The following is a 15,965-nucleotide window of genomic DNA, read 5'->3' as shown; positions in this document are numbered from 1 at the left end:
AGACCTCAAGCGCGGGCTCAGGCCGCGGCAGAGGTCACCGTTGCTGGGGAGCCGGTGCCCGTGGCCTCGGTGGAGGTGGTGCCGGCAGCGAAGGCCTCCACCAGCTGGCGCAGAACGCGGATCACCTGCTGCTGCTGCTCAGCTCGCAGCTCCGGGAAGATCGGCAGGCTCAGCACTTCGGCGCAGAGGCGCTCGGTGACCGGCAGGCTGCCGGGGCCATAACCGAGGGCGGCGTAGGCGGGCTGGCGATGAATCGGGATGGGGTAGTAAATGATCGTGGTCACGCCGGCGTCCTGGAGCTGCTGCTTGAGCCAGTCGCGGCAGCAGGCCTCCGCCAGGCCGAAGGTGGCGCTGTCGGTGGCGGGGGTGCAGCGGCCGCCGCAGGCAGCCTGGCCGGCGGGGCAGCTGGGGACCCGCACCACGAACTGGTTCCAGCTGTGCCCCGCCGGGCCGACCTGCGGCAGCTGGATGCCCTCCAGATCGGCCAGGGCCCCGTCGTAGGTGGCGGCGACGCCGCGGCGCCGTTCGATCCAACGCTCCAGGTGGGGCAGCTTGACGTTCAGCACCGCCGCCTGCATGGCATCGAGACGGCTGTTGTAGCCGAGGGTCGTGTGCAGATAGCGGCGCGGCATGCCATGCACCGCCAGCTCCCGCACCGCCTGGGCCACGGCGGCATCGCGGCAGGTCACGGCGCCACCGTCGCCGGCGGCGCCGAGGTTCTTGGTGGGGAAGAAGCTGAAGCAGCCCGCATCCCCCCAGCTGCCCACCGGTTGTCCGGCCCACTGGGCACCGGTGGCCTGGGCGCAATCCTCGATCACCCGCAGGCCATGGCGGCCGGCGATGGCGCAGACCCGCTCCATGTCCACCGGGCGGCCGAACAGGTGCACCGGCATCAGGGCACGGGTGGCCGGTGTGATCGCCGCCTCGACCTGATCCAGGTCGATCAGATAGGTGTCCGGCGCCACGTCCACGAACACGGGCGTGGCGCCCACGGCGCTGATCGCCTCGGCGGTGGCGAAGAAGCTGAAGGAGCAGGTGATCACCTCGTCGCCGGGGCCGATGCCCAGGGCCCTCAGCGCCAGGATCAGGGCATCGGTGCCGCTGTTGCAGCCCACCGCGTGGGGCACGCCGCAGGCCCTGGCGAAGGCCTCCTCGAAGCGGGCGATGCCGGCGCCACCGATGTACTGACCACTGCGCAGAACCTGCAGTACGGCAGCGTCGAGCTCCTCCCCGAGGTCCTGGAGCTGCTCGCTGAGACTGAAGGGAGGCACTTGCATGGCGGACACCATAAGGCCGGTTCAAGCCTGCAGGAACCTTGCCTTGAACCCCGCCTGCAACCCTCTCAGCGGGCCCAGGGCGGCTCCTGGCCCGGGGGCCATTTGATGTTGCAGCCGATCGAGGCGGTCTGCTCCGGTGCGACGGGCCGGCCGGTCAGCAGCGCCTCGATCGCGTCCCGCAGATCCTGCCCATCGAGGGGCACGGCGTTGCCGGGGCGGCTGCCGTCCAGCTGGCCGCGGTAGGCGAGGCGCAGATCGGTATCGAACAGAAACGGATCCGGCGTGCAGGCGGCCCGCAAGGCGTGGGCCAGTCGCTGGTCATGGTCGAGCAGGTAGGGAAAGGTCCAGCCGTTGCGCTGCGCCTGGTCCTGGAGCCCCGCCGGACCGTCCTGCGGATGGGTGAGGGTGCTGTTGCTCGAGATCCCGATCAGCTGCAGCCGCCCGTCGTAGTCGGCCTGGAGCCGGCTCAGCTCCGGCTCGATGTGCTTCACGAAGGGGCAGTGGGCGCAGAGAAACAGCACCAGCAGTGGCTGGCCGCCCAGGGCTGCCGGCTCCAACGGAGCACCGGCCACCGGCTCGAGGCTCCCGCTGGTCAGGGCCTCGGCCAGTTCCGCCCGGGGCAGGGGGGTTCCCAGCGGCAGCATCGTCGAGGGGGTGAGGGCCATGGCCGGGGCAGCGTTCTGACGCCGATGCTGCAGCAGCCGCCCGCCGTTCGGGGAGGATCGGCCCACTTGAGATCGGCCTGGATTGACGGATGACCTGCCGCCCCAGTGACCTGCCGCCCCAGCGTTCCCGCCTGGCGGCTCTGCTCTGCCTGGGGGGGCTGGTGGCCCTGATCGGCGGCTGTGTTCCCGCCCATCGCCATCCCAGCTGGGCCCTCTACCCCCTGCAGCGCCGCGTGCCCCACGACGGCCTGGCGGTGGTGAGCCAGCCCGATGGCTACGGCCTCCATCTCTGGCTGGACACCGACACCCGCCAGGAGGGGGTCTGCAAGCCGCGCTGGAATCCCAATCCGGCTCGGCTGTTCAACGGCAATGGCACGGCGCCGTTCAGCTCCGGGCTGGCAACCCAGCAGGAGTTCTTCGCGGCGGTGGCCCGCCCCGATGTGCAGCGCCTGCTGCGGCGCGAACTCGAGGCCCTCTGTGCGGCCCGGGCCCCACGCAGCAGCTTCACCTGGGTGGAACCGCCCCGCCGTCCCCAGGACATCAAGCCCGAGGCCTACCCACAGCTGGAGGAAGCCGATCTGCTCAGCGATCCGGAAGCTGTGCTGCAGCAGGAGCGCAAGCTGCTCGGCGAGGATCCGCCGATGGGGCCTCCGCCGGCGGGTGTGCCCTGAGCTGTCGCCTCGGGGTTCGGCCTGCGCGGGGGCCTGCGGGTCAGGGCCTTCCGCGGCCAGCGGCGGCCCAGACCCTCGCCTCGGCGCGCCGCCAGTAGCGGCTGAAGCGCCCCAGATCCACCGCCTGCTCAAGCACAACGAAGGGCTCGGGCGGTAGCACCGTGAGGGGCAGCGCGCCGGCGAGCTGGGTCTGGATCGCCGCGAGGCGCGGCTCCACGGCGGCGCTGGTGACGATCCCATCGGCGCCGTGGCGTTGCGCGAACGCCAGCACTTCGGTCGCTGGATCGCCGTGGCGGATCGTGACCGGCAGCTCCAGCAGGCACTCCGCCAGAAAGCCAAGCCGCTTCAGGCTGGGGGGCGGGCCGCTGCTCGGGCTGCCGGCCAGCCAGGCGCTGTCGAAGACGAACAGGGCCGGCTGGCCCGGCCAGGCCCGCAGGGCGGGGTTGGCCGGGCCGAGGGCTTCGCCGTGGATCCAGAGGATCGGTCGCTGGGGTGGATCCGGATTGGGGCGGCTGGTGCCCGTTGGCGCCAGCGGTCCAGCTGAAACGGCGAGGCCGGAGGCAGAGGCAGTGGAAGGCTCTGGCGCCGGGGGTGGAGGGCTGGGAGTTTGCGGAGCCGGAGCTGAAGCCGGCGGCGCCTCAGTGGCCCATGGGAACAACTGCTGCTGCAGCTGCTCGTAGTCGGCGTCGAAGGGACAGCCTCCGGCGACATCCGGGCCGCCGCGGCGGGCGGCAGGACAGCGGGCGCAGAGGCTCTGGCCGCCGTAGCGCTCCAGGTTGGCCCGGTTGAAGATGTAGGGCTTGCTGCTGAAGCTGCTGGCCACCCACTGCCAGCTGAGGTTGTTGCTGGCGGGGTCGCCATCCAGCAGGTGCTGCAGGAACCACTGGGCACCGGCCTGCCAGCGCACCCGGCGCCAGTGCACCACATAGGAGGCCAGCCAGAGGCGGGCGTGGTTGTGCAGCCAGCCCCTGCCGATCAGCTCGGCGGCAAAGGCATCGATGCAGGTCAGGCCGGTGCTGCCCTCTTGGATGTCGGCCGGCAGCACGGCGGCGTAGCTGGCGGCGGGGTGGCCGGTCTTGAGCGGTTCACGGTCGTGCCAGATGCCGTCGCCCAGCTGGTGCCAGAGGCGTTGCCAGTAGTCGCGCCAGCCCAGCTCGGCGATCAGCTTGGCGGCGGCGGCCCGGGGGGCACCGCTGGTCTCCAGCCAGGCGAACACCGCGTCGCGCACCTCGGCCAGGGTGAGCACGCCGTGGCGGATGTAGGGCGACAGGCGCGTGACGGCGCCATCGAGGGCATTGCGGCTGCGGCCATAGGCCCCTGGATCGATCGCCGCCAGACGCCGCTCGGCCGCGGCTCGACCGCCACGGATTGGGCTGAGGCCCTCTGGAGGGCTGGGCAGCAGGGGCCGCAGCGCCTGCTCCAGCTGGCTCCGATGGGCAAAGACTCTGGGCAGATCAGCTTCGGTGCCAGAACCTCCGTCGTGCGGCGGGAAAGGCTCAGACTCAGCGGGCAGCAGGCCGAGTGCTCCGCAGTACCCGGCCGGCAGGTCCACCCTCCAGCACTGCAGCCCTGGAAACCCTGAGAGGGAATGCGCTTCATAGCCGGCGAAGCCGCAGCCGCGAGCCTTCAGAGAGGCTTCAAGCAGACACCACTGCTGCAGAAATTCCGCGCAGCGGGCGGGCTCCGGCAAACGGCTCAAACGATCCAGGGTGGCCGGGGGGAGCACTCTCCGGGCGATGGGATGCCAGTCCAGCGTTGGCCGGAGTTGCTCGATGTCCACCCCCAGGGCTCTGCGGGGGTGGAACCCCAGGAGCACCAGGCCCCCGGAATGGGCCACGTTGAAGTGCATCAGGACAGCTTCACGCTCCATGCGCAGCTGCGGCTTGCCATGGGGACCGACCTCAAGGTCAAGTCCCTGCGGATCGGTTCCCAGCCAACCGCCGATCAACTGGCGCAAGCCGGCGCGCCCCAACAGGAAGCGTTCTCGATCGTCATCGAAACGGAAGCTTTCAAGCCTGGCGCGTTCCTCTGCACTGAGCAGGCTCTGCAGGTGCGGCAGGCTCGTGCGCACCAAGGGCTCACTTCGATCGATCAACCAGAGGTCGGGAGGCCCCTGCACAGTGGGCGGTGGGGGCGCCAGCCCGGGCAGCCAGGGCTGGGGCGCAAGCGAGGGAAGTCCTGGGTCCGCGGGACAGGGGGCCGTGATGCCGCGGCCATGGGCAGCCTGGGTGGCCTGGCCGAGCACTGCGGGAGAATCCTCCGAACGCCACGGTTGCCGCATCGGTTTTTCCGCTGCCACCGGCTCTCGCTTCTCTCCCCATGCTCCTCGATCTGCGCGGCAAGAAAGCCCTCGTCACGGGCATCGCCAACAACCGCTCGATCGCCTGGGGCATTGCCCAGCAGCTGTCGGCTGCCGGGGCCGAGCTGGGTGTCACGTACCTGCCGGATGAGAAGGGCCGCTTCGAAGGCAAGGTGCGCGAGCTCACCGCACCCCTGAACCCCAGCCTGTTCGAGCCCCTGAACGTGCAGGACCCGGCTCAGATCGAGGCGGTGTTCGAGCAGGTGAAGCAGCAGTGGGGCTCGATCGATGTGCTTGTGCACTGCCTGGCTTTTGCCGGCAAGGAGGAGCTGATCGGCAACTACTCCGACATCAGCCCTGAGGGTTTCGCCCGGGCTCTGGAGGTGAGTGCCTACTCCCTGGCCCCGCTGTGCCGCCATGCCAAACCCCTGTTCAGTGAGGGAGCCAGCGTGATCACGCTCAGCTACCTCGGCGCGGAGCGCGCCATCCCCAATTACAACGTGATGGGTGTGGCCAAGGCGGCCCTGGAGGCCTCGGTGCGCTATCTGGCTGCCGAGCTGGGTCCCGACAAGCAGGTGCGGGTGAATGCGATCAGCGCAGGCCCGATCCGCACCCTGGCCAGCTCCGCCATCGGCGGCATCCTCGACATGATCCACAACGTGGAGGAGAAGGCCCCCCTGCGCCGCACCGTGACGCAGGACGAAGTCGGCGCCACCGCCGCCTTCCTGGCCAGCCCCCTGGCCAGCGGTATCACCGGCCAGGTGCTCTATGTGGACGCCGGCTACTGCATCACCGGGATGTGAGGCCGCATCGGCATCACCGATCCCATCCAGTCGATCGTGGTGGAGTGGAGGTTGTAGAAGGCCGCCTCCACCTGCAGCAGGCCACTGCGCATCCGATCAGTGAGCAGCACGCTGGAATCCACCAGGTTGCGGGCCGCGTTGAGGGTGTGGTGACGGGAGGCCTGCTCCAGGTCTTCGCGGGCTCCCAGGTGGAACAGCTCCATCCGCAGTTGTCCCACCACCTGGGCCAGGCTCGGGGTGAGCGGCAGGCCTGGGTTCAGGGCCGCCTCCACCGCCCCGCAGCGTTCGTGGCCCAGCACCACGATCACGGGCACGTCCAGGTGCGCCACTGCGTATTCCAATGAGGCGATCGCCGCGGTGGTGGAGAGGGTGCCGGCGTTGCGCACCACGAACAGATCGCCGAAGCCGGTGTCGAACAGCAGCTCCACCGGCACGCGGGAATCGGCGCAGCCGAGCACGGCCGCAATCGGGTGCTGCCCCGTTTCCACCTCCAGCATCCGCTCCCGGCTGCTGTGGGGATGCAGCGACTCCCCGTTGAGAAAGCGCTGGTGCCCGCCGCGAAGGTCCGCGAGCACCGCTTCGGGGCAGTTGTTCATGGGGCGGGCGGGGGCATGCCGGCCATGACATGCCGGTGCGGATCTGACGGCGATTGTGCGCTGATCGGTGCCCCCGGTTTCGGCATGATTGCCACACTCCTGAGCCCTCGCCTGTGTCCGCCCCCCTGGACCCTGATCCCGTCGCCGCCGCTGGCCGCAGCGGCAGCGTCCATCGCGTCACCGGCGAGACCGACGTGCGCGTCAGCCTCAACCTCGACGGCAGCGGCCGCTGCAAGGCCGCTACGGGCGTGCCGTTTCTCGATCACATGCTCCATCAGATCGCCAGCCACGGCCTGGTGGACCTGGAGATCCATGCCGTGGGCGACACCCACATCGACGACCACCACACCAACGAAGACGTGGGCATCGCCGTGGGGCAGGCGCTGGCCCAGGCCCTGGGCGACCGGCGCGGCATCCACCGCTTCGGTCACTTCGTGGCGCCCCTGGATGAGGCCCTGGTGCAGGTGGCGCTGGATTGCTCCGGCCGGCCGCACCTCAGCTACAGCCTGCAGATTCCTGCCCAGAAGATCGGCAGCTACGACACCGAACTGGTGAAGGAGTTCTTCGTGGCCGTGGTCAACAACTCCGGCCTCACCCTCCACATCCGCCAGCTCGAGGGCGCCAATTCCCACCACATCGTCGAGGCCTGCTTCAAGGCCTTCGCCCGCGCCCTGCGGCTGGCGGTGGAGATCGACCCACGCCGCGCCGGGGCCGTGCCCAGCAGCAAGGGCGTGCTGGAGCGCGCCGGCGCCTGAGCGGCTGGTCAGCTCGCCGCGTCACCAGCGGTCTGGGCGGCCAGATAGGGGCGGATCCAACGCTGGCCCCGCTCCAGCCAGAAGCGATCGAACAGGGGCTCGAAGGCCGTGGCGATCCGCTCCATGGCGGCCTCCATGCGGGGCTTGCCGTAGACGAGGAACTGGGCGGTGGAGGCGGCGAAATAACGGCGCCGGGCCTCGGCGTCGTTGCGTTTGAAGGCTTCGCGGTAGAGGGCCTGGCCTTCGCCGATCATCCGGATCACGGCTGGCGAAAAGCTGACGCGGCTGCCATCCGGCAGGGTGATGCTGCGGTCGTTGATGAAGCCGATCACGGTCCGCATGCAGTCGCGGGTGCGGTCGGCGGACAGGGCTTCAGCGTCGCCGCGGCGGAAGCCCCACTGCAGGCAGCCATTGGTCACCTCCAGCACCCGCAGCAGAGCCAGCTTGTCGAGCTGCTCCGCTGGGAGAGCGGTGATGACGGCCATCTCGGCGCTGATCGCCGCTTGGAAACCCTCCGCGTCGGTGGAGAAGTACTCCTCCAGTTCCCGGATCCGGCCCAGGGCGTCCCAGTCGATTGCCCCCCAGGGGTGGAATCCGCTGCGGCAGGGGACTCGCTGCTCTGCTGCATGGCGCCGATGCCGTTGCGGGAATCATGGCCGCGACCGGCCGTCTGGCGCGGTCTCGCGTTGTCACACTCCATTACGGGATGATGGTGCCAGACAGCTCCACACCCCCGCGCCTCCCCGCCTCCCCATGACCATCGCCCCCAGTCGTGATTCCGGATCCCCCACAGGATCGGCTGCTGCCGAAACGGCCGCCGGCCGATCGGGAGCTGCCTACGACCGTGCCGACTGGGCCAGTTCCTTCCGCAATGTGCTCGGCGAACTGGATCAGGTGCCGCTGGTCGCCGCGCGCGGCACGATCCCGCCGGACCTGGCCGGCAGCCTCTATCGCAACGGGCCGGGCCGGCTGGAGCGCGGTGGCCACTGGCTGCACCATCCCTTTGATGGCGACGGCATGATCACCGCCCTGCGCTTCGGGGCGGGCCAGGCCGTGCTCACCAACCGCTATGTGCGCACCGAGGGCTGGCTGGAGGAGGAGGCCGCGGGCCGCTTTCTCTACCGCGGCGTCTTCGGTAGCCAGAAGCCCGGTGGCCTGCTGGCCAATGCCTTCGATCTGCGCATGAAGAACATCGCCAACACCCATGTGGTGCGGCTCGGCGATCAGCTGCTGGCCCTGTGGGAGGCCAGCTCCCCCCACGCCCTCGATCCGGACACACTCGAGACCCGAGGCCTCACGCTGCTGGATGGGGTGCTGGGCAAGGGTGAGGCCTTCAGTGCCCATCCCCGCTTCGATCCCGGGCACCACGGGGAGGCCCGCATGGTCACCTTCGGGGTCAAGGCCGGCCCGCGCAGCACGATCCGGTTGATGGAGTTCGCCGCCAGCGGCCCGCGCGCCGGCCAGCTGCTGGCTGACCGTCACGACAGCGTGGCCGGCTTCGCTTTCCTGCACGACTTCGCGATCACGCCGCGCTACGCCGTGTTCCTCCAGAACGCCGTGGCCTTCAACCCCCTCCCCTTCATGGCGGGCCTCAAGGGGGCGGCCCAGTGCCTGGCTTCCAAGCCCGGCGAGCAGGGCCACTTCCTGATCGTGCCGCGTCCTGGCGCTACGGCCGCTGGCGATTCCGCCGAAGCCACGGCGCCGATCGTGGTGCCGGCCCCAGAGGGCTTCGTGTTCCACCACCTCAATGCCTTCGAGGATGCCGCCACAGGCGAGCTGGTGGTGGATTCGATCTTCTACGACGACTTCCCCTCGATTGATCCGGGCGTGGATTTCCGCGCCGTGGACTTCGACACCCTCCCCGCTGGCCGCCTGGTGCGCACCCGCATCGATCTGGAGCACCGTACCGCCGCCAGCACCGTGCTGGAGGAGCGCTGCTGCGAGTTCGCCATGGTGAACCCCGAGCGCCAGGGCCTCGATGCCCGCTACGGCTGGACGGCGGTGGCCGAATGTGAGCGGGGCAACGCTCCGCTGCAGGCGATCGAGAAGCTTGATCTGCACACCGGCGAGCGCCGGGTCTGGAGTGCGGCGCCGCGGAGCTTCGTCAGTGAGCCGGTGATGGTACCGCGGCCTGCGACCGCGACCAGCGCCCCCCGCGCAGAAGACGACGGCTGGGTACTGAACCTGGTCTGGAACGGGGCCCGCTGTGCCAGCGATCTGGTGATCCTCCATGCCGCCGACCTGAGCGAGCAGGCCGTGCTGGAACTGCCGCTGGCGATTCCCTACGGATTGCACGGCAGCTGGGCACCCCTGGGTTAGGTCCAGGCCCCGAGGCTCAAACCATGTGGCTCAACGAATTCCGTGATCCCATTCAGGTGTCTTCGTGCAGTGGGGGGCGTTGGAAGGCATCGACCAGCTCCCGGGTCAATCGGGTGCGGTGGTACCGCATGTGACAGAGCTGTTCCTTGTAGATGCCGCCGTAGAACAGCAAGAGCCCGGCCGCGAACCCCATCAGCCCCACCTGCACCAAGGCCAGGTTGGGCTCTGGTCCAAAGGCGTAGACGATCACGAGCAGGAAGAGCAGCGCCAGCACGACGCCGCCCACGTACACCAGCACACTCGACCAGGTCTCGGCTAAACGGATGCGATCCATCACCGTTTTGTCGCACCAGCGGGTCAGGGCGGGATCGGGGGTGGCCTCCGGTTGCAGCAAGGGCTCGTCACTCCTGTTCCAGCTGCGGAAGTCGCTACCCCCAAGCACCACGATCCGCTTCAGCCAGGCAGGGAGCCGCCCAGCTGTCTGCCGCCCTGGCAGGAGCACATCACGCCGCCAGCGGCCAGGATCGACCGGCCGGCAGGAGGCGTCACAGTCGACCAGATAGGCATGCCAACGCTCCAGGTGATTCCGACAGAGCGGCACTCCCGGCGATGCCTCCGGCTCACCACAGACCACACAGCCAGGGGATCGGTCCGCAGTCATCAGGGTGTTGCCGCAGTGTGCTCATACTGCTCCGCCATGGCGGAATCAAACCGAGCCTTCAGGGTTTGGGACAGGGGGCGGGAAAGAGATCGGACTCGCAGGGGGCTGCGGTGACCAGGGCGGCGACGCCAGGATCAAGAGACGCTGGCTTCGGACATTTCACGAAAATGCCACTCGCCCCCTTGCTTTCGTCGCTGAAATTGCAGCCCTCGGGTGCGGTGATCTCATTGCCATCAAGCGATAGAACTCCTTTGTCATCCAATGTGAGATTGCCGTCAGAGCGGCGCAGCTGAATCTGCAGCCGTTCGGCGAAAGCATCGGCGGCGGTCTGACCGGTGAGATCGGTATTGCTGCGCAGTGGCGTCGAGAGCAGCTGCACCATGAAGGGAGCTCCGATACCGAGCAGGGTGGCGGCGATCAGAAGGGCGACAAGATTCATGTCCAGGCCTCAATCATCGAACTCCAGCTCAAGGTCTTCATCGCAGTCAACCTTCTTGCCCGGGCTTGGATCCTGATCGACGACTTTGTTCCTTTTTGTTTTGTGGTAGCCATCAGTATCAAATTTGCCTTTGCCGGTTTCGTTCCATTTAGATTTATTGGGACTTTCACTGAATGTCTTACCCACATAATTTGGCACCGTACATTCCTTGGAATCGGATTCGCCGTCCTCACCTCCGGAGCTGATCTGGGGCGGCTTGACCGAGGCATCTACTTTGGAGCAATCTTCATCGCTGATGTCGTGAACCCGCACATAAAGCTCGGCACTGCTAGAAACCGATTTCCCCGGGGGAGACTTGGTCGCCAATGCAATTTGTCCGACCTCTGAGGCTGAGCCTCGGAATACGTTCTGGCCATCGTATTCAAGTCGCTTTTTCTCATTATCACTTTGCCAATCACCATTCTTATCGTAAAGACTATAGCAGATATCAGCTTCTCTCTCGGTTTCGTCGTCGCCACCAGAGCCAAGTTCGCTACTCAGATACAAGGGCTGCCAGGCCACTGCAAAGGATTTGCCCTCTCCTGATTCACATTCCACGAAGTTGGAAACCTTGTTGACCTGTCCGCGAGGGACTGCATCAGCTTTTTTGGTGCAGCCGTCAGGAATGGTCAGCCCATCAAAATTGACCCTGCCTTCCTCTGCAGCCTGCTTTCGAACGGCAATCGCGTTGGATTCAGCCAGGGAGAAATTGCTCTTCTGTCGAGACGTCTCTGCGGGCAACAGGCCAGCCGCATCATGGGCGGCGCCATCAGACCCATGATCGCTGTCGCGACTAAAATGGCTGCCAGCTGGCCCATGGGCTTCCCCTTTGCGCTCTGCCTGATCTTTTACAGTGACCAGCCTATCGGCTTTCCTCTCCAATGAGAGATGAAAACGCGATGAATAGGGGATGAGGAGTTTCAGGAAGGCGCCGCAAGGCTGATTGCCGCGATGGCGGCTCAGATCGTGCTGGTCAGCACCCGCGGGCCGGTGGGTGCCGCGCCGAGGGGGTCGGCTTCCACACTGACGCTGAGGCTGCTGGCCTGGCTGGTGGGAAAGGGCGGGATCAGCATGGCCACATGGCCCTGGGCGGTGGGTTTGAAGGCGACGCAGCCCACCTGCCGGCCGTTCACGTTGGCCCAGAGCCGATAGACATGGTGGGGCGGCGGCGGCGGCAGATCATTGAGCATCAGGATGTTGTTGGTGGGGCTGCCGGTCACGAGCACCTCGCCGAACGCCTGGTCGCGGCCCTCCATCGCCCGCAGAGGCAGGCGCCGGCTGGCCGGCATGAGGGTGGCCGAAGGCGGCACCGTCAGCTGGAGCTGCGCCAGCTGCTGACGGGTCTGGTGCAGCTCCATGCCGAGGAACAGCAGCCCCAGGGAGAGCAGGCCAGGCACCAGCCACGACGGAGCGGCCACACGGCGGCTGACCTGGGGTTGCGGCGCCGGGCTCAGCAAGCGGCGACGCACGCCCTCTGGTGCCGGCTGCGTCGCCGGCAGAGCCAGGGGCAGCAGCTCGAGCGTCGTGCGGAAGTCCTCCAGCCGCTGGTGCAGCTCCGGTCGTTGCAGCAGCAACAGCGTCAGCTGCTCCCGTTCCTCTTCGTCCAGATCCCCCAGGGCATGGCCGGCCAGCAGGGCATCGACGGCGGCGTCCGGGTTGGTGGCCTCTGGGTTGGCGTCGTGCGGTGTCATGGTGTGCTCCGGAAATCAATCAGCAACTCCCGCAGGCGGATCAGGCCCTGGCGGGAACGGGTCTTGACGGTGCCCAGGGGCAGGTTCAGCCGCTGCCCGATCGCCGACTGGCTCAGGCCTTCGTAATACGCCAGCTCCAGCACCTGCCGTTGATTGGCGGGGATCGTCGCGAGGGCACGGCGCACCCGCTGGCTGAGGTCATCCGCCTCGGCGGACTCCTGGGGGCTGCGCACGGCCTGCGGGAACAGCTGCTCCGACCAGCGTTGCACCAGCTGCCAGCGATTGCTCCGCTGATTGAGGCGGTTGATCGCCATCGAGCGGGTGAGCAGCAGCAGGTAGGCCAGCACCGGCCCGCGGGAGGGCTCGTAGCGGTCCTGCTTCCAATAACGCAGGAAGACATCGTGGCAGAGGTCTTCCGCCTCCTGGTTCGAGCGGCACAACCGCAGCGCCAGGCGGAAGACGGGCCCGCCGTAGGCGTCGTAGAGCGCGCCGAGATCGGTGGGGCTCGGCGGATCGGACGCGAGCCCCTGCGCCAGGGGCCTGGCGGCAGCGACATTCGGTTGTTGAGGAGGGAATTCCACTGGGAAGTGGCCGATCAGGCTCTGTCAGCAGGCGCCATCAACAGACACCGTCTGATGGGGATACCGCTGAGCAGCCTGATCGGTTTGGCGGAACGGGCAGCGGCTGCAGCACTGCCGTGGGCGGGAATGGTGGCGTCCCAATCCGAAACCTCAGCCCACCGGTACCTCCTCTGCCCACCCTCACACCCCCAGTCCTCGTTCGTCATGACCTTGTTCTCTTCACCCGTGGCCCGCTCCTCTGCCCTGGCCCTGGTCGGCGCCACCCTGCTCTGGGGTGCGGCGCTCCATGCCGAATCCATGTCCAAACCGATGACCAAACCCATGCAGAAAGAGGCCGCCGGGATGACGGCCTCTGCCATGGCCAAGGGGAATTTCCGGATGGGGGAGAAACCTGTGAGCGGTGGTTTCTCGATCCACAGCGAAGGCGGCAAGCAGGTGCTCAAGCTCAGCAAGGACTTCAAGACCAGCGACACGGCCCCCGATCTGAAGATCGTCTTCAGCCCTTCCCCCACCCCCCTGGCCAGCAGCAAGGCCCCCGCTTACCCGCTCAAGCCCGGCAGCTACACGATCCTGGCGCCCCTGAAAACGAGCCAAGGGGGGCAGAGCTACACCATCCCCGCCTCGATCAATCTCAGCAAGCAGGGCTCGGTGCTGATCTGGTGCCAGAAGTTCAACGCCACCATGGCCTGGGCACCGCTGAAGTCCTGACTTACCGAACCTCGCCAGATGGATCAGCCCAGCAGAGCGCGCAGCTGGGGTTCCAGCAGGGTGAAGGCTCTTCCGCGGTGGCCGAGGCGGGCTTTCTCCGTCTTGGCCATCTCCGCGAAGGTCAGCCCGGCTTCCTCCACGAAAAAGACCGGGTCGTAACCGAAGCCACCGGATCCGCGCGGCGTCGCGAGGATCGTGCCCGGACAGATCCCCTCCACCTCCAGACGGATGGTGCCGCCGGGATCCGCCACCGCCAGGGCAGCGATGAACTCGGCCGCACGGCTGGCGACCGGGTCAGCCTTCTGGGCGGTGGCCAGCTCCTTCAGCAGGCGGTCGATCCGGGCGGAGTCTGTGGCGGCGTAGCGGGCCGAGTGCACGCCCGGAGCTCCGCCGAGGGCCTCCACGGCCAGGCCCGAATCGTCGGCGAGGGCCCAGGCGCCTGTGGCGCGGGCCACGGCGGTGGCTTTGAGGCGGGCGTTCTCAGCGAAGCTGCTGCCGGTTTCCTCCACCTCCAGGCCCTGCGGCTGGGGCCGGATCTCCAGGCCCAGCCCGTCGAGCAGATGGCTGAACTCACGCACCTTGCCGGCATTGCCGCTGGCGATCACCAGCACGGATGTTGGGGAGGAAGAGGCGGCCATCGGTGGTGCAGCGGTTGGAGAGCGACCCGGCTTAGATCCCCTCGGCGAGCTGCCGCGCCCAGTGCAGCACGGCGTCTACCCGGTCCTGGCTCGGGGCTTCGCAGTAGAGGCGCAGCAGCGGTTCGGTGCCCGAAAACCGCAGCATCAGCCAGTGGCTGGGGCCGAGGCGCAGCTTGACGCCATCGGTGGTGATCACCTCCTGCACCGCGGCGCCGGCCACCTCCGCCGGCGGGGTGTCCGCCAGGAAGGCCTCCAGACGGCTGCGAGTCGCCATGTCCGGCAGGCGCAGATCAAGGCGGTCGTAGGCCGCGGCGCCGCCGCAGCGCTGCTGCAGGGCGTCGATGCGGGCCCCCAGGGGAAGGCCGCCCTCCACCAGGGCCTCGATCAGCAACAGGGCCGCGAACAGGGCATCCCGCTCCGGCAGGTGCATGCCAAATCCCACTCCACCCGATTCCTCACCGCCCACCAGCACCCTGCCGCTGAGCATCTCGGCGGCGATGTACTTGAAGCCCACGGCCTTCTCCATCACGGGGCGGCCCAGGTCTTCGGCCACCTGCTGCATCAGGTCCGAGCCGCTCACGGTCTTGATCACCGTGCCCGGCAACTGGCGGGCACGGGCCAGGTGGTCGATGAACAGGGGCATCAGCAGCTGGGTGCTGCAGAAGCGGCCGTGTTCATCGACTGCGGCGATGCGGTCGCCGTCACCGTCGAAGACGATGCCCACCGCCGGCCGGCCCGCCAGGGTGGAGGCGCGCACCTCGGCGACCAGCTCGCCCAGATAGGGGGCCAACGGCTCGGGTGGGTTGCCGCCGAACAGGGGATCCCGATGCGAGCGGATCTCGCGGAGGTGGTCTGCAGCGGCAGCTTCCGGCAGCAGGCGGGGCAGGCCTCCGGCCGCTGAGCCGTGCATCGGGTCGACGATCACCTGCAGCCCCAGCCGCTCCAGGCCGGCGCTCAGCTCAGCCGTGTCCACCTTCGCCCGCAGGCCCGCCAGGTAGCTCCCCATGGCATCGAAGCGCAGGGTGGCCCCGGGGATCGGCACGGTGATGCCGCCCGCCGCCAGCCGCTGCTCCACCCGCTTGGTGAAGCTGCCTTCCACTGATCCGCCGAAGGGGCCCTTGATCTTCAGACCCAGCCATTCGGGAGGGTTGTGGCTGGCGGTGATCACCAGGGCCCCGAGGGCGCCGCGCTCCACCACGGCCCAGCTGGCGGCGGGGGTGGGGATGGCGCTGTCCGCCAGCACCGGCACCAGGTCGGCGCCGCGCACCGCCGCTGCGATCGCCTCGGCCAGTTCGGGGGCCAGGAAACGGCGGTCGTAGCCGATCACCACCTCGCGGCTGCTGAGGCCTTCGGGCGCGGCATGCTCCAGTTCGCGCGCCGCGGCGGCCGCCACCGGCAGCAGGCGCTCCACGGTGATGTCCACCCCGAGGATGCCGCGCCAGCCATCGGTGCCGAAGACGATCGGGCTGGCCTCCAGGGGCAGGGGAGCAGAGGCCATGGGGGCGAAATCAAGGCGGCGCTGCCCTGGTCGTAGCAGCTCCCCTGCCTGCTGGTGCCTCCCCGGGTGCCGGCCGGTGGGCAGGCCACCGCCTCCCTAGCCTGCGGCGATGGCCCAGCCGACTGGATCCGCTCCGATCACTGACGCTCCCCTCACTGACCGATTGCTGCGGGGCTGGCTGCGCTGCCGGCGGCGGGCCTGGCTCGATCGCCATGGCCCGCCGCAAGAGCGCCTCTGGAGCGCCCATCGGGCCCTGGCCCTGCAGGACCAGCTGCGCAGTTTCCAGAGCCTGCTGCCCAGCCGGCCCGGCCACGGTGAGGCGGCC

17 protein-coding genes and 1 pseudogene are annotated in these 15,965 nt (G+C 68.4%); 6 read left to right on the top strand and 12 right to left on the bottom strand.

Features of this window, described 5'->3' with window-relative positions; all coding sequences use genetic code 11:
* Nucleotides 1–17: 17 nt before the first annotated feature.
* Together VB777_RS13230 and VB777_RS13225 are read right to left on the bottom strand one after the other, a co-directional pair.
* The gene (locus VB777_RS13230) at nt 18–1,277 is read right to left on the bottom strand and encodes a DegT/DnrJ/EryC1/StrS family aminotransferase (RefSeq protein WP_323249503.1); all 1,260 of its coding nucleotides are present in this window, start codon (nt 1,275–1,277) and stop codon (nt 18–20) included.
* Between the two features lie 65 nt (nt 1,278–1,342).
* On the bottom strand, nt 1,343–1,942 hold the full coding sequence (locus tag VB777_RS13225) for a thioredoxin family protein (protein WP_323249519.1): 600 nt from the start codon (nt 1,940–1,942) through the stop codon (nt 1,343–1,345).
* Nucleotides 1,943–2,031: 89 nt separating this feature from the next.
* On the opposite strand from VB777_RS13225, the gene VB777_RS13220 reads away from it, so the two are divergent.
* The gene (locus VB777_RS13220; RefSeq protein WP_323249501.1) at nt 2,032–2,613 is read left to right on the top strand and encodes a hypothetical protein; all 582 of its coding nucleotides are present in this window, start codon (nt 2,032–2,034) and stop codon (nt 2,611–2,613) included.
* A 40-nt stretch (nt 2,614–2,653) separates the two neighbouring features.
* On the opposite strand, the gene VB777_RS17470 is transcribed toward VB777_RS13220, so the two are convergent.
* On the bottom strand, nt 2,654–4,684 hold the full coding sequence (locus VB777_RS17470) for an FAD-binding domain-containing protein (RefSeq protein ID WP_416238356.1): 2,031 nt from the start codon (nt 4,682–4,684) through the stop codon (nt 2,654–2,656).
* A gap of 248 nt (nt 4,685–4,932) precedes the next feature.
* Here VB777_RS17470 and fabI point away from each other — a divergent pair, with 248 nt between their 5' ends.
* A complete protein-coding gene (fabI, locus tag VB777_RS13205; RefSeq protein WP_323249499.1) occupies nt 4,933–5,715 on the top strand; it encodes an enoyl-ACP reductase FabI in 783 nt (260 codons plus the stop codon).
* Here the strand turns inward: fabI and VB777_RS13200 are convergent.
* Nucleotides 5,694–6,311: a carbonic anhydrase gene (locus VB777_RS13200; protein WP_323249497.1), complete on the bottom strand. Its 618-nt coding sequence runs from the start codon at nt 6,309–6,311 to the stop codon at nt 5,694–5,696. The two genes, fabI and VB777_RS13200, sit on opposite strands and share 22 nt — an antisense overlap.
* A gap of 113 nt (nt 6,312–6,424) precedes the next feature.
* On the opposite strand from VB777_RS13200, the gene hisB reads away from it, so the two are divergent.
* Entirely contained in the window at nt 6,425–7,066 is a 642-nt protein-coding gene (gene hisB / locus VB777_RS13195) for an imidazoleglycerol-phosphate dehydratase HisB (protein ID WP_323249496.1), read from the top strand.
* Between the two features lie 8 nt (nt 7,067–7,074).
* Here hisB and VB777_RS13190 read toward each other — a convergent pair whose 3' ends face one another.
* Nucleotides 7,075–7,551: a hypothetical protein gene (locus VB777_RS13190; RefSeq protein WP_323249494.1), complete on the bottom strand. Its 477-nt coding sequence runs from the start codon at nt 7,549–7,551 to the stop codon at nt 7,075–7,077.
* 268 nt (nt 7,552–7,819) lie between these two features.
* Here VB777_RS13190 and VB777_RS13185 point away from each other — a divergent pair, with 268 nt between their 5' ends.
* The gene (locus VB777_RS13185; protein WP_323249492.1) at nt 7,820–9,385 is read left to right on the top strand and encodes a carotenoid oxygenase family protein; all 1,566 of its coding nucleotides are present in this window, start codon (nt 7,820–7,822) and stop codon (nt 9,383–9,385) included.
* Nucleotides 9,386–9,437: 52 nt separating this feature from the next.
* On the opposite strand, the gene VB777_RS13180 is transcribed toward VB777_RS13185, so the two are convergent.
* The 5 genes from VB777_RS13180 to VB777_RS13160 all read right to left on the bottom strand — a co-directional run bounded on the left by VB777_RS13180 (nt 9,438) and on the right by VB777_RS13160 (nt 12,796).
* Nucleotides 9,438–9,986, bottom strand: a complete 549-nt coding sequence (locus tag VB777_RS13180; RefSeq protein ID WP_323249490.1) for a hypothetical protein — start codon at nt 9,984–9,986, stop codon at nt 9,438–9,440.
* A gap of 118 nt (nt 9,987–10,104) precedes the next feature.
* The gene (locus tag VB777_RS13175) at nt 10,105–10,485 is read right to left on the bottom strand and encodes a hypothetical protein (RefSeq protein ID WP_197171232.1); all 381 of its coding nucleotides are present in this window, start codon (nt 10,483–10,485) and stop codon (nt 10,105–10,107) included.
* Between the two features lie 9 nt (nt 10,486–10,494).
* Nucleotides 10,495–11,406, bottom strand: coding sequence for a hypothetical protein (locus VB777_RS13170; protein ID WP_323249487.1), 912 nt, complete (start codon nt 11,404–11,406; stop codon nt 10,495–10,497).
* Nucleotides 11,407–11,483: 77 nt separating this feature from the next.
* Nucleotides 11,484–12,215: an anti-sigma factor gene (locus VB777_RS13165; RefSeq protein ID WP_197157956.1), complete on the bottom strand. Its 732-nt coding sequence runs from the start codon at nt 12,213–12,215 to the stop codon at nt 11,484–11,486.
* The gene (locus VB777_RS13160; protein ID WP_322757979.1) at nt 12,212–12,796 is read right to left on the bottom strand and encodes a sigma-70 family RNA polymerase sigma factor; all 585 of its coding nucleotides are present in this window, start codon (nt 12,794–12,796) and stop codon (nt 12,212–12,214) included. The genes VB777_RS13165 and VB777_RS13160 overlap by 4 nt, the downstream gene beginning before the upstream one ends.
* A 204-nt stretch (nt 12,797–13,000) precedes the next feature.
* On the opposite strand from VB777_RS13160, the gene VB777_RS13155 reads away from it, so the two are divergent.
* Nucleotides 13,001–13,504 (top strand): DM13 domain-containing protein, encoded by a 504-nt coding sequence (locus VB777_RS13155; protein WP_322757978.1) that lies wholly within the window; start codon nt 13,001–13,003, stop codon nt 13,502–13,504.
* A gap of 23 nt (nt 13,505–13,527) precedes the next feature.
* Here VB777_RS13155 and rdgB read toward each other — a convergent pair whose 3' ends face one another.
* Complete coding sequence (rdgB, locus tag VB777_RS13150) at nt 13,528–14,142, bottom strand: RdgB/HAM1 family non-canonical purine NTP pyrophosphatase (RefSeq protein WP_322757977.1); 615 nt, start codon at nt 14,140–14,142, stop codon at nt 13,528–13,530.
* Nucleotides 14,143–14,173: 31 nt separating this feature from the next.
* Nucleotides 14,174–15,640, bottom strand: a complete 1,467-nt coding sequence (locus VB777_RS13145; RefSeq protein ID WP_197157953.1) for a phosphoglucomutase/phosphomannomutase family protein — start codon at nt 15,638–15,640, stop codon at nt 14,174–14,176.
* A gap of 109 nt (nt 15,641–15,749) precedes the next feature.
* Here VB777_RS13145 and VB777_RS13140 point away from each other — a divergent pair.
* Nucleotides 15,750–15,965, top strand: a pseudogene (locus tag VB777_RS13140) (nuclease); the annotation flags it as partial.

This window comes from Synechococcus sp. CCY9202 (assembly GCF_034931685.1).
Lineage (GTDB): Bacteria > Cyanobacteriota > Cyanobacteriia > PCC-6307 > Cyanobiaceae > CBW1002.
This window is presented reverse-complemented; position numbering and strand designations above follow the sequence as displayed.